Raw genomic sequence first — 13,578 nt, forward strand, 5'->3', positions numbered from 1 at the left:
CAGCAAGCCAATATCCATTACACTACCAGCACGCGTATAAAGAAAATCATTTTCTACGTAAAAAACAATCCTCCACCAAAACAATTAACAAAACTGCATCAATTACTTATCAATTAGCACACATAATCATATTAATAAATACCGGTCATAAAAATGCATTTTGTTATTCAGGTATAAAAAACAAAAACACCAATGTCTTAATGGTAGCTTTTCTTGATTTTAATCAGCATTCGACACCCATTTATTCGGCATATTTTCTCTTTAGCCTTAGGAATTTGTTATTATTTATCTTGGAGTCTGGAACAGGAAAAATTATGCTGACATTCATTGAGCTCCTTATTGGAGTTATGGTTATTGTGGGTGTAGCTCGCTACATCATTAAAGGGTATTCCGCCACCGGGGTATTATTTGCAGGTGGTCTGTTATTGCTGATTATCAGTGCCATTATGGGGCACAAAGTTTTACCTGCCAGCCAGACTTCAACGGGCTACAGTGCCACGGATATCGTTGAATACATTAAAATATTGCTGATGAGTCGCGGTGGCGATCTTGGCATGATGATTATGATGCTGTGTGGTTTTGCCGCTTATATGACCCATATCGGCGCAAATGATATGGTCGTCAAGCTGGCGTCAAAACCGCTACAGTACATAAATTCCCCTTACCTGCTGATGATTGCCGCCTATTTTGTTGCCTGCCTGATGTCACTGGCAGTTTCCTCCGCAACGGGCCTGGGCGTTTTACTGATGGCAACGTTGTTCCCGGTCATGGTGAACGTGGGTATTAGTCGCGGCGCGGCAGCTGCCATTTGCGCCTCACCGGCGGCGATTATTCTCGCACCAACTTCCGGTGATGTGGTGCTGGCGGCGCAGGCTTCCGAAATGCCGTTAATTGACTTCGCCTTCAAAACGACGCTGCCTATCTCAATTGCCGCAATTATCGGCATGGCGATTGCCCATTTTTTCTGGCAGCGTTATCTGGATAAAAAAGAGCACATCTCTCATGAAATGTTAGATGTCAGCGAAATCACTACCACCGCTCCCGCGTTTTACGCCATTCTGCCGTTCACACCGATCATTGGCGTGCTATTTTTTGACGGCAAATGGGGTCCGCAATTACACATCATCACCATTCTGGTGATATGTATGCTGATTGCCTCCGTTCTGGAATTTATTCGCAGCTTTAATACTCAAAAAGTCTTTTCTGGCCTCGAAGTGGCTTATCGCGGCATGGCTGATGCCTTCGCTAACGTGGTAATGCTATTAGTTGCGGCAGGGGTTTTTGCTCAGGGTCTTAGCACCATTGGCTTTATCCAAAGCCTGATCTCAATCGCTACCTCGTTTGGTTCAGCGAGCATTATCCTCATGCTGGTGCTGGTTATCCTGACGATGCTGGCGGCGGTGACTACGGGTTCCGGCAATGCGCCATTCTATGCATTCGTTGAGATGATCCCGAAACTGGCGCACTCTTCTGGTATTAACCCGGCATACCTGACTATTCCAATGCTCCAGGCGTCAAACCTGGGTCGCACGATTTCGCCTGTCTCTGGCGTGGTGGTTGCGGTTGCCGGGATGGCAAAAATTTCGCCTTTTGAAGTGGTTAAACGCACCTCGGTACCGGTGCTTGTTGGGCTGGTGATTGTCATCGTGGCTACAGAGTTGATTGTACCCGGTACAGCCGCCGCAGTTACAGGTAAGTAATTCTCCTTGCCGGAGGCGTGCTTCCTCCGGCACTCTCTTCAGCCACTGTGGTAAATGCGCTGCGGCCTGCCAACTTTGCCGTGAACAATTTCAGCAATAATAAGATGGCGGCTGGCGCAATATTCAAGATAACGTCTGGCGGTAGTGCGACTGATGGTCAATGCCTGCGCTACCGTCTCCGCCGTATGTTGCACACCTGGCTCTTTGAAAAGTTTCCGCACTGCGTTAAGTGTCAACGCATCAATACCAGTCGGAAGATCGTCCTTCGGTTCGCCACGCGCATAAGCGTTAAACATCTCATCAATTTGCTTCTGACTGGCACTATCAATGCTTTCCAGCATATGTTTACGCTGGCGAAAACGGGTCAACGTCTGTCCCAGACGCTCATAAGCAATTGGTTTTATCAGATAATCAAACACACCACAGCGTACTGCTTCAGACACCGTTTCCATATCGCTGGCAGCAGTAGTAAACACCACGTCACCAGGATAATGCGCCTGCACCAGTTCATGCAGTAAATTAATTCCCCTACCGTCAGGGAGATAGTTATCCAGCAAGATAAGCCCCGGCTTAAAACGCTCGATCATCATTCGGGCCTGCGCCAGGTTTCCCGCCAGCAATATCTGACTGAATCCGGGAATGTGACGAATATATTCCGCATGCATCTCTGCCAGCGGCGTTTCGTCCTCAACGATCAATAGAGTTAATGGAGCTGTCATTAGGTTTCACTTTCGGAATATAGATTGAAAATAAAGTACCGCAGGGGTCATTCTCTTCAAGAGTGATAACTCCACCGCAGCGCGTTACATAGCTGGCAATAAGATACAACCCAATGCCATGCTCACCGGGTTCATCAGCACGCGTACTGACGCCCTGCTCAAATATTTTGTCGCGCAGAGCCTCTGGGACGCCGCAACCCTGATCGGCGACTTCAATCACCACATCAGCGCCTTCATCACTCAAATATAATTCGACGATCTTATTCCCTTCATCGCTGCGCAAACTGGCTTCGAAGGCGTTATCGAGTAAGTTGCCCACAATCGCCGCAAACTCAGTGCTGTCCAGCCCTGGCGGCAGTTGAGAAAGCTGGCTACCGGGGACGATTGTCATTTTTAGCCCCAGTTCGCGGGCGCGCTGTACTTTACCAAACAACAGCCCCGCCACCTGGCGATCGGCAAAGGCTTCGCGCAGGCTGTCAATAAGCTGTTGCTGAGCCTGAGACTCCCCCTGAACCATCGCCAGCACGCGATCATACTCTTTCATCTGCAACAGACCATTGAGCGTAGACATCCAATTGAGATGTTCATGACGCAATGTGCGCAGGCTTTCAACGTATTGTTTAATTTGCGTCAGTTGTGCGTTAAGGGTGGAAATTTCGTCTTTACTACGAAAGCTGATAATTGCCCCCAGCAAATCATCACCAGAACGAATAGCCTCCCGATTAGCAATGACGCTCAGGCCGTTAAAATTTGTCACCACATCCTGGCGTTTTTCATCAATCTGCTCGGTGAAGAAATCGGCGGGTCTGACCACTTCTGCAATGGGTCTGCCCAGCCACTGCCGCCCCGGGGAACTCAGTCCCAGCATTTTTCTTGCGTTACGGTTGATGGCGGTTATGTCACCGTGCGGGTCTACTGCAATCAGCCCTTCATAAACCGAACTAAACAGCGCCTCCTGCTGACGAACAACGCGCGCAATTTGCTTCGGTTCCATCCCCATCATCTGGCGGCGGATATGTGCGGCTAAGAACCACGACAACAGCATCAGAATACCCAGCAGCACGACAAATACGCCGGCCATTGGTAATAAAAATTCGGCGCGCCAGCTATCGATTTTACTGACAAGGTAACCCACCGACACCACGCCGATGACTTTGCCATCATCATCAAAGATTGGTGTTTTGGCACGCATCGCCATACCAATTGACCCTTTCCCGGTGATGAAGTAGCTCTCCCCTTTCTCCAGCGCGCCGGGTTTGGTGAACTGCATGGGATAACCAATTTTCTCGGGATTAGGATGGTAAAGACGGATCGAGTTGCGGTCACCTATCACCACGTAGTCGAAATCAGTATCTCTTTGCAATTTATTGGCGATGGTCGCCAGCCGTTTGTAATTACGCGTTTTAACTGCCGTGATGATGCTGTCATTGGAGGCAATAATTTTCGCCTGATTCATTGCCATATCGCGCACATGAAGCGTTAAATAGTCCTCAAAACTGGCCGTGAAATATTGTGCCAGTGCTGCGATGACAAATATTGAGAACACCAGAATCAGCAGGAAGATACGCAACGGAAATGCCAGTCGTTCGAAAAAAGCAAACTGTTTATTCTCATTAAACTGCAACATTGTTTTCCTTGCGGGGTAAACCCTGTCTTTTGGTGAATGTGATTAAAATGTTGAATCTCGATATATAAAAATCAAATATGATCGTGGCAAAAATCATTCATTAAATCAATTAAATAACTTAAAACCACGCACTAATTCGCAATTACATTAATTAAAAAACTTAAAACCATTAAATAAATAAAAAACCACTAACTCTATGTGAAATAAATCAAAATTTCACGCCGCAATACTCCTTAGGATGTATGGCAAAAGGAGAAACAGATATACCTCGCTCGCAGTCCTTTCTCCCAATTGAAAATAAAAGGTTACCAACTTGCAACACTAAATAACATTCATTGCAAATTGATAACAACACATACCTTCAGGATATGACTTATTATGTTCGGCAATGATATTTTCACCCGGGTAAAACGTTCAGAAAATAAAAAAATGGCAGAAATTGCCCAATTTCTGCATGACAATGATTTGAGCGTTGACACAACAGTCGAAGTATTTATTACCGTAACTCGCAATGAAAAGCTTATCGCTTGCGGTGGAATCGCCGGAAATATTATTAAGTGCGTCGCTATCAGCGAATCTGTTCGCGGTGAAGGACTGGCGCTGACATTAGCCACTGAACTGATAAACCTCGCCTATGAACGACACAGCACGCATCTGTTTATTTATACCAAAACCGAATACGAGGCGCTGTTCCGCCAGTGCGGTTTTTACACGCTGACCAGCGTACCTGGCGTGATGGTGTTGATGGAAAACAGTGCCACACGTCTGAAACGCTATGCCGAGTCACTAAAAAAACTTCGTCATGAAGGGAACAAAATTGGCTGCATTGTGATGAACGCCAATCCCTTTACTAACGGTCACCGTTATCTGATTCAACAAGCAGCGGCACAGTGTGACTGGCTGCATCTGTTTTTAGTCAAAGAAGATTCTTCGCGCTTTCCCTATGAAGACCGGCTGGATCTGGTATTGAAAGGCACCGCCGATATTCCGCGCCTGACCGTGCATCGCGGCTCCGAATACATCATCTCCCGCGCCACGTTCCCCTGCTACTTCATTAAAGAACAGAGCGTCATTAACCATTGTTACACCGAAATTGATCTGAAGATTTTCCGTCAGTACCTCGCTCCCGCACTGGGCGTTACCCATCGCTTTGTTGGTACTGAACCTTATTGCCGCGTGACCGCCCAGTACAACCAGGATATGCGCTACTGGCTGGAAACACCGACTATCTCCGCACCGCCCATTGAACTGGTTGAAATTGAGCGGCTGCGTTACCAGGAGATGCCGATATCCGCTTCCCGGGTACGCCAACTACTGGTGAAAAACGATCTCACGGCTATCGCGCCGCTGGTTCCGGCAGCCACGCTGCATTACTTGCAGAATCTGCTTGAACACTCCCGCCAGGACGCGGCAGCTCGTCAAAAGACCCCCGCATGAGAAACAGGTGAAAAATGAAAATAAACCAGCCCGCCGTTGCAGGCACCCTTGAGTCTGGGGATGTGATGATACGCATCGCCCCGCTCGATACGCAGGATATCGACCTGCAAATCAACAGCAGCGTTGAGAAACAGTTTGGCGATGCGATTCGCACCACCATTCTGGACGTTCTCGCCCGCTATAACGTGCGCGGCGTACAGCTGAATGTCGATGACAAAGGCGCACTGGACTGCATTTTACGTGCACGACTGGAAGCCCTGCTGGCGCGCGCCAGCGGTATCCCGGCTCTGCCATGGGAGGATTGCCAATGATTTCCGCTTCGCTGCAACAACGTAAAACCCGCACCCGCCGCAGCATGTTGTTTGTGCCTGGCGCTAATGCCGCGATGGTCAGCAACTCTTTCATCTACCCGGCAGATGCCCTGATGTTTGACCTCGAAGACTCCGTGGCGCTGCGTGAAAAAGACACCGCTCGCCGCATGGTTTACCACGCACTGCAACATCCTCTGTATCGCGACATTGAAACCATTGTGCGTGTAAACGCACTGGATTCCGAATGGGGCGTTAACGACCTGGAAGCCGTCGTTCGCGGTGGCGCAGACGTTGTGCGTCTGCCGAAAACTGACACCGCTCAGGATGTGCTGGATATCGAAAAAGAGATCCTGCGTATTGAAAAAGCCTGTGGACGTGAACCTGGCAGCACCGGTTTGCTGGCAGCGATTGAATCTCCGCTGGGTATTACCCGTGCGGTAGAAATCGCTCACGCATCTGAACGTTTAATCGGTATCGCGCTGGGTGCGGAAGACTACGTGCGCAACCTGCGTACAGAACGCTCACCGGAAGGTACGGAACTGCTGTTCGCTCGCTGCTCCATTTTGCAGGCCGCGCGCTCTGCCGGTATCCAGGCGTTCGATACGGTCTATTCCGACGCTAACAATGAAGCCGGATTCCTGCAAGAAGCTGCACATATCAAACAGCTGGGCTTTGATGGCAAATCGCTGATCAACCCGCGTCAGATTGATCTGCTGCACAACCTCTACGCACCAACCCAGAAAGAAGTGGATCACGCACGCCGCGTCGTAGAAGCCGCTGAAGCCGCCGCTCGCGAAGGCCTCGGCGTGGTTTCCCTGAACGGCAAGATGGTTGACGGTCCGGTTATCGATCGTGCCCGTCTGGTGCTCTCCCGCGCAGAACTTTCCGGCATCCGCGAAGAATAAGGCAATCAAAATGACGCAGAAAATTGAACAATCTCAACGACAAGAACGGGTAGCGGCCTGGAATCGTCGCACTGAATGCGATCTTGCCGCTTTCCAGAACTCGCCAAAGCAAACCTACCAGGCTGAAAAAGCGCGCGATCGCAAACTGTGCGCCAACCTGGAAGACGCTATTCGTCGTTCTGGTTTAAAGGACGGCATGACCGTCTCCTTCCACCACGCTTTCCGTGGCGGTGACCTGACCGTCAATATGGTGATGGACGTCATCGCGAAGATGGGCTTTAAAAACCTGACACTGGCGTCCAGCTCTTTGAGCGACTGCCATGCGCCGCTGGTAGAACATATTCGTCAGGGTGTGGTCACCCGCATTTATACCTCTGGTCTGCGCGGCCCACTGGCGGAAGAAATTTCCCGTGGTCTGCTGGCTGAACCGGTACAAATCCACTCTCACGGTGGTCGTGTGCATCTGGTACAGAGCGGTGAACTGAATATCGACGTGGCTTTCCTCGGCGTCCCGTCCTGCGACGAATTTGGTAATGCCAACGGCTACACCGGTAAAGCCTGCTGCGGTTCTCTCGGCTATGCGATGGTCGATGCCGACAACGCAAAACAAGTCGTGATGCTCACCGAAGAACTGCTGCCTTATCCGCATAACCCGGCCAGTATTGAACAGGATCAGGTCGATCTGATCGTCAAAGTCGATCGCGTTGGTGATGCCGCAAAAATCGGCGCAGGCGCGACCCGTATGACCACTAACCCGCGCGAACTGCTGATTGCCCGCAGCGCAGCGGATGTGATTGTCAACTCCGGCTACTTCAAAGAAGGTTTTTCCATGCAGACCGGCACCGGCGGCGCTTCGCTGGCAGTCACCCGTTTCCTGGAAGACAAAATGCGTAGCCGCGATATTCGCGCCGACTTCGCCCTCGGCGGTATTACCGCAACGATGGTTGATCTGCATGAAAAAGGGCTGATCCGCAAACTGCTGGATGTACAGAGCTTTGACAGCCACGCTGCGCAATCGCTGGCACGTAACCCGAATCACATCGAAATCAGCGCCAACCAGTACGCCAACTGGGGTTCGAAAGGCGCATCGGTTGATCGTCTCGACGTGGTGGTACTGAGCGCACTGGAAATTGACACCCAGTTCAACGTCAACGTGCTGACTGGATCTGACGGCGTACTGCGTGGCGCTTCCGGTGGTCACTGCGATACCGCGATTGCATCCGCCCTTTCCATCATCGTCGCACCGCTGGTGCGCGGTCGTATTCCGACCCTGGTGGATAACGTGCTGACCTGCATCACCCCGGGTTCCAGCATCGATATCCTGGTTACCGACCACGGTATCGCAGTTAACCCGGCACGTCCTGAACTGGCAGAGCGTCTGCAGGAGGCGGGCATTAAAGTGGTTTCCATTGAGTGGCTGCGCGAACGCGCGCGTCTGCTGACCGGTGAACCACAGCCGATTGAATTCACCGACCGCGTCGTTGCCGTCGTGCGTTACCGCGATGGCTCGGTGATTGATGTTGTACATCAGGTGAAGGAATAAGCCATGCACCTGCTCCCTGAACTCGCCAGCCACCATGCGGTTTCGATTCCCGAGTTGCTCATCAGCCGGGATGAAAGGCAAGCACGGCAACACGCCTGGCTCAAGCGCCATCCTGTTCCACTGGTCTCCTTTACCGTGGTTGCGCCTGGGCCGGTTAAAGACAGCGAGGTCACACGCCGGATTTTTAATCATGGCGTGACTGCCCTGCGTGCTTTAGCCGCAAAACAGGGCTGGCAAATTCAGGAGCAGGCTGCACTGGTTTCCGCCAGCGGGCCGGAGGGCATGTTGAGCATTGCCGCACCGGCTCGCGACCTCAAGCTCGCAACCATTGAGCTTGAGCATAGTCATGCTCTCGGGCGTTTGTGGGATATCGATGTCCTGACGCCCGAAGGCGAAATTCTCTCCCGCCGCGATTATTCGCTGCCGCCTCGCCGCTGCCTGTTATGCGAGCAAAGTGCGGCTGTTTGTGCGCGTGGAAAAACGCATCAACTGACCGATTTACTCAACCGTATGGAGGCGCTGCTGAACGATGTCGATGCCTGCAACGTCAACTAAAACCACAAAGCTTGCGACGTCATTAATCAATGACTATGCCCTTCTGGGCTGGCGCGCCATGCTGACTGAAGTCAATCTGTCACCGAAACCCGGTCTCGTGGATCGCATTAACTGCGGTGCGCACAAAGATATGTCGCTGGAGGATTTCCACCGTAGCGCGCTGGCGATTCAGGGCTGGTTACCACGTTTCATTGAATTTGGTGCCTGTAGTGCAGAAATGGCACCAGAATCGGTACTCAGCGGATTACGCCCAATTGGTATGGCCTGCGAAGGCGATATGTTCCGCGCTACCGCAGGTGTAAACACCCATAAAGGCAGTATTTTTTCTTTAGGGCTGATGTGTGCGGCAATTGGTCGTTTGCTTCAGCTCAACCAGCCGGTAACGCCCAAAACCGTTTGTGCGACGGCAGCCAGTTTTTGCCGTGGTCTGACCGATCGCGAACTGCGCACCAATAATCCACAACTGACGGCAGGCCAACGGTTATATCAGCAACTTGGCCTTACCGGTGCGCGCGGTGAAGCCGAAGCGGGCTACCCGCTGGTTATCAACCGCGCCCTCCCGCATTACCTCACTCTGCTGGATCAGGGGCTGGATCCTGAACTGGCATTGCTCGATACCTTGCTCCTACTGATGGCGATTAACGGCGATACCAACGTCGCATCGCGCGGTGGCGAAGGGGGCCTGCGCTGGCTACAGCGCGAGGCGCAAACATTATTGCAAAAAGGGGGCATCCGAACCCCCGCCGATCTCGATTATCTCCGGCAGTTCGACAGGGAGTGTATCGAACGAAATCTCAGTCCAGGCGGCAGCGCCGACCTGCTGATTCTTACCTGGTTTTTAGCACAGATTTAAAAATTTAAGCACTTGATAAATTTGGAAATATTAATTTTCGGAGAACCCGTATGTCTTTAGCAAAAGATAAGATATGGAAATTATTGGCCCCACTGGTGGTGATGGGCGTCATGTTTCTTATCCCTGTACCCGACGGTATGCCGCCGCAGGCATGGCATTACTTCGCCGTGTTTGTGGCAATGATTGTCGGCATGATCCTCGAGCCAATTCCGGCAACAGCGATCAGTTTTATTGCAGTGACTATTTGCGTTATTGGCAGTAATTACCTGCTCTTTGACGCCAAAGAATTAGCTGACCCCGCTTTTAATGCCCAAAAACAGGCGCTGAAATGGGGACTGGCTGGTTTTTCCAGTACCACTGTCTGGCTGGTATTTGGCGCATTTATCTTTGCATTAGGGTATGAAGTTTCCGGATTAGGCCGTCGTATTGCCCTTTTCCTGGTAAAATTCATGGGTAAACGCACGCTGACGTTGGGTTATGCAATTGTCATTATCGACATTCTGCTGGCTCCGTTTACACCGTCTAACACCGCACGTACCGGGGGTACGGTTTTCCCGGTCATTAAAAACCTGCCGCCGCTGTTTAAATCATTCCCGAACGATCCGTCTGCACGTCGCATTGGCGGTTATTTAATGTGGATGATGGTCATCAGTACCAGTCTGAGTTCCTCCATGTTTGTCACCGGTGCAGCACCAAACGTGCTGGGTCTGGAGTTCGTCAGCAAAATTGCCGGTATCCAGATTAGCTGGTTGCAGTGGTTCCTCTGCTTCCTGCCAGTTGGGGTTATCTTACTTATCATTGCGCCGTGGCTTTCCTACGTGCTGTACAAACCGGAAATCACACACAGTGAAGAAGTGGCAACCTGGGCGGGTGATGAACTAAAAACCATGGGTGCGCTGACACGCAGAGAGTGGACGCTGATTGGTCTTGTTCTGCTCAGCTTAGGTTTGTGGGTATTTGGTAGTGAAGTCATTAACGCCACTGCAGTTGGCCTGCTGGCGGTTTCGCTGATGCTGGCGCTGCACGTTGTGCCGTGGAAAGACATTACCCGCTATAACAGCGCATGGAACACGCTGGTCAACCTGGCAACACTGGTTGTTATGGCTAATGGCCTGACCCGTTCTGGCTTTATCGACTGGTTCGCCAGCACCATGAGTACTCACCTGGAAGGCTTCTCACCAAACGCCACAGTGATTGTACTGGTTCTGGTCTTCTACTTTGCACACTACCTGTTTGCCAGCCTCTCTGCGCATACCGCAACCATGCTGCCGGTCATTCTGGCCGTCGGTAAAGGTATTCCGGGCGTACCGATGGAACAACTGTGTATCCTGCTGGTTCTGTCTATCGGTATCATGGGCTGCCTGACGCCATATGCAACCGGTCCAGGGGTTATTATTTACGGCTGCGGCTATGTGAAATCGAAAGATTACTGGCGTCTTGGCGCTATCTTCGGGGTGATTTATATTGCCATGCTGCTTCTGGTAGGCTGGCCGATTCTCGCCATGTGGAACTAATACGTTCGTCAAACGCTGAATAAATCATCACGCCCGCCAGGTAACCCCACCTGGCGGGCTTTTTTATGATTTAATAGATAGTATTCAGTGTATGTATGAGTCCCACACCCATTATGAAAGCATTCTGGCGTAACGCCGCTTTACTGGCGGCTTCTCTGCTCCCCTTATCTTCTGTCAACGCCGCTGCGTTGCAGGCAAAACAGTATGGCGATTTTGACCGCTATGTCCTGGCTCTCTCCTGGCAAACAGGATTTTGCCAGAGCCAGCACGATCGAAATCGTAACGAACGGGATGAATGTCGCCTGCAAACCGAAACGACCAACAAAGCCGATTTTCTGACCGTTCATGGTCTGTGGCCGGGGTTGCCAAAATCAGTTGCAGCGCGTGGCGTTGATGAACGCCGCTGGATGCGCTTCGGCTGCGCCACTCGTCCAATCCCGAACTTGCCGGAAGCTCGCGCCAGCCGGATGTGTTCCTCACCGGAAACCGGGTTATCGCTGGAAACCGCAGCTAAACTGAGTGAAGTTATGCCGGGGGCTGGCGGACGCTCTTGTCTGGAACGTTACGAATACGCGAAACATGGTGCCTGTTTTGGTTTTGACCCGGATGCTTATTTCGGCACGATGGTGCGTCTGAATCAAGAAATTAAAGAGAGCGCAGCCGGAAAATTCCTCGCGGATAACTACGGAAAAACCGTGAGCCGCAGTGACTTTGACGCCGCCTTTGCCAAAAGTTGGGGGAAAGAGAACGTCAAAGCAGTCAAGTTAACGTGCCAGGGTAACCCGGCGTATTTGACTGAAATCCAGATTTCGATAAAAGCTGACGCCATCAACGCACCACTCTCAGCAAACTCATTCTTACCACAACCACACCCTGGCAACTGTGGCAAAGCCTTTGTGATTGATAAAGCGGGTTATTAATGATCAGATCTGTAAAACGTGTAGCGCGTTTTACATAAAACATGATGATTAATATATATACATAATGCGCTGCATTGAGGAATTACCTGAATGTGACGTATATCACTTCAAAGAGTGAGCAACAGTCAGTATCATCATATGAGTTAAACCCTCGCCGCCTGACGGTGAGGGTTTTCTTTTGGGTATGTTTATCTGCGACACTCGCAGTACCGACGACATGGAGTAAAAATGTCCAGACCAACTATCATCATTAACGACCTGGATGCCGAACGCATCGATATTCTGCTGGAGCAACCCGCCTATGCCGGTTTGCCAATCGCCGACGCGTTAAACGCAGAGTTGGATCGCGCCCAAATGTGTTCACCAGAAGAGATGCCACACGACGTGGTGACGATGAACAGCCGGGTTAAATTCCGCAATCTTAGCGATGGCGAAGTGCGTGTGCGCACGCTGGTGTATCCGGCCAAAATGACCGACAGCAATACTCAGCTTTCCGTGATGGCTCCGGTGGGTGCCGCACTGCTGGGACTTCGCGTTGGCGATACCATTCACTGGGAACTTCCGGGCGGCACCGCAACCCACCTTGAAGTGCTGGAACTCGAATACCAGCCTGAAGCCGCTGGCGACTACCTGCTTTAATCCCATCTGCACAAGCGTTTACTCGCTTTGCCCAGAGGATGCATCCGCATCCTCTTTCTGTTCAAATATCAACCAGACTTATCATTTTGCTCTTCCCCGCTACGTTCTAATCTGAACAAGTTATCAACCTGCGGACTCCATTATGAGTGAAGCTCTTGGTATTACAGTGCTTTATATTTTCATCGCGGCAATACTCGTTGTCGCGGTGCTATACCTTGAGCAACACTGGTAGTGTTTATGTGAATATATTTTACCAATCAATATTTAATAGATATAAAATCAACGTCGCAAATCACAGAACTGCAATCAATAATGTGATGTTATGTATTCATGCAACAGCAAGGAGAGAATGCTTATGTACAAAACAATCATTATGCCGGTAGACGTATTTGAAATGGAATTAAGCGACAAAGCCGTTCGTCATGCTGAATTTCTCGCCCAGGATGATGGTGTAATTCATTTACTCCATGTATTACCTGGCGCCGCAAGCCTTAGTCTGCACCGTTTTGCTGCCGATGTGCGTCGTTTCGAAGAGCATTTGCAACATGAGGCGGAAGAACGCCTACAGACAATGGTTGGTCATTTCAATATTGATCCCTCCCGTATCAAACCACATGTCCGCTTTGGTAGCGTGCGGGATGAGGTGAACGAGTTAGCCAAAGAACTGAATGCAGATGTAGTGGTTATCGGTTCGCGTAATCCATCAATTTCAACCCATCTGTTAGGTTCTAACGCTTCCAGCGTGATCCGCCATGCTAATCTGCCTGTATTAGTCGTTCGTTAACAGATTAACGTATTTATGATGCCCTGCCCGGAGCAATCCCGGCAGGTTTTTTTATAACGAAAAAAAGCCGC

General features: G+C 50.7%; 14 protein-coding genes. 12 read left to right on the plus strand and 2 right to left on the minus strand.

All coding sequences use genetic code 11. The features are described from left to right. The first annotated feature begins 314 nt into the window (after positions 1-314). Positions 315-1,700 (plus strand): anaerobic C4-dicarboxylate transporter DcuC, encoded by a 1,386-nt coding sequence (dcuC, locus tag HEN21_RS15295; RefSeq protein ID WP_000955045.1) that lies wholly within the window; start codon positions 315-317, stop codon positions 1,698-1,700. 38 nt (positions 1,701-1,738) lie between these two features. Here dcuC and dpiA read toward each other — a convergent pair whose 3' ends face one another. Together dpiA and dpiB are read right to left on the minus strand one after the other, a co-directional pair. After that, positions 1,739-2,419 (minus strand): two-component response regulator DpiA, encoded by a 681-nt coding sequence (gene dpiA, locus HEN21_RS15300; protein ID WP_000126492.1) that lies wholly within the window; start codon positions 2,417-2,419, stop codon positions 1,739-1,741. Further along, positions 2,388-4,046: a sensor histidine kinase DpiB gene (gene dpiB, locus HEN21_RS15305; RefSeq protein WP_016235164.1), complete on the minus strand. Its 1,659-nt coding sequence runs from the start codon at positions 4,044-4,046 to the stop codon at positions 2,388-2,390. The genes dpiA and dpiB overlap by 32 nt, the downstream gene beginning before the upstream one ends. A 378-nt stretch (positions 4,047-4,424) precedes the next feature. Between dpiB and citC the strand changes: the two genes are divergently transcribed. From citC to uspG, 11 genes are all read left to right on the plus strand, one after another. After that, complete coding sequence (gene citC / locus HEN21_RS15310; protein ID WP_176251615.1) at positions 4,425-5,483, plus strand: [citrate (pro-3S)-lyase] ligase; 1,059 nt, start codon at positions 4,425-4,427, stop codon at positions 5,481-5,483. Positions 5,484-5,497: 14 nt separating this feature from the next. Beyond that, positions 5,498-5,794 (plus strand): citrate lyase acyl carrier protein, encoded by a 297-nt coding sequence (gene citD / locus HEN21_RS15315; RefSeq protein ID WP_000700703.1) that lies wholly within the window; start codon positions 5,498-5,500, stop codon positions 5,792-5,794. Beyond that, the gene (gene citE / locus HEN21_RS15320; protein WP_000622357.1) at positions 5,791-6,699 is read left to right on the plus strand and encodes a citrate (pro-3S)-lyase subunit beta; all 909 of its coding nucleotides are present in this window, start codon (positions 5,791-5,793) and stop codon (positions 6,697-6,699) included. The genes citD and citE overlap by 4 nt, the downstream gene beginning before the upstream one ends. Positions 6,700-6,709: 10 nt before the next feature. Beyond that, positions 6,710-8,242, plus strand: coding sequence for a citrate lyase subunit alpha (gene citF / locus HEN21_RS15325; protein WP_176251616.1), 1,533 nt, complete (start codon positions 6,710-6,712; stop codon positions 8,240-8,242). Positions 8,243-8,245: 3 nt separating this feature from the next. After that, on the plus strand, positions 8,246-8,797 hold the full coding sequence (gene citX, locus HEN21_RS15330) for a citrate lyase holo-[acyl-carrier protein] synthase (RefSeq protein WP_000550395.1): 552 nt from the start codon (positions 8,246-8,248) through the stop codon (positions 8,795-8,797). Further along, on the plus strand, positions 8,772-9,650 hold the full coding sequence (citG, locus tag HEN21_RS15335) for a triphosphoribosyl-dephospho-CoA synthase CitG (protein ID WP_000062486.1): 879 nt from the start codon (positions 8,772-8,774) through the stop codon (positions 9,648-9,650). The genes citX and citG overlap by 26 nt, the downstream gene beginning before the upstream one ends. A 50-nt stretch (positions 9,651-9,700) precedes the next feature. Continuing rightward, positions 9,701-11,164, plus strand: a complete 1,464-nt coding sequence (gene citT, locus HEN21_RS15340; RefSeq protein ID WP_000050310.1) for a citrate/succinate antiporter CitT — start codon at positions 9,701-9,703, stop codon at positions 11,162-11,164. 113 nt (positions 11,165-11,277) lie between these two features. Beyond that, complete coding sequence (gene rna / locus HEN21_RS15345; protein WP_010355769.1) at positions 11,278-12,084, plus strand: ribonuclease I; 807 nt, start codon at positions 11,278-11,280, stop codon at positions 12,082-12,084. A gap of 228 nt (positions 12,085-12,312) precedes the next feature. After that, a complete protein-coding gene (gene rnk, locus HEN21_RS15350) occupies positions 12,313-12,723 on the plus strand; it encodes a nucleoside diphosphate kinase regulator (protein ID WP_016159108.1) in 411 nt (136 codons plus the stop codon). A gap of 142 nt (positions 12,724-12,865) precedes the next feature. Then, positions 12,866-12,955, plus strand: coding sequence for a small membrane protein YldA (gene yldA / locus HEN21_RS23455; RefSeq protein ID WP_016231624.1), 90 nt, complete (start codon positions 12,866-12,868; stop codon positions 12,953-12,955). A gap of 123 nt (positions 12,956-13,078) precedes the next feature. Further along, positions 13,079-13,507: a universal stress protein UspG gene (gene uspG, locus HEN21_RS15355; RefSeq protein ID WP_010352343.1), complete on the plus strand. Its 429-nt coding sequence runs from the start codon at positions 13,079-13,081 to the stop codon at positions 13,505-13,507. Positions 13,508-13,578 lie beyond the last annotated feature (71 nt).

This window comes from Escherichia sp. 93.1518 (assembly GCF_013368915.2).
Lineage (GTDB): Bacteria > Pseudomonadota > Gammaproteobacteria > Enterobacterales > Enterobacteriaceae > Escherichia > Escherichia ruysiae.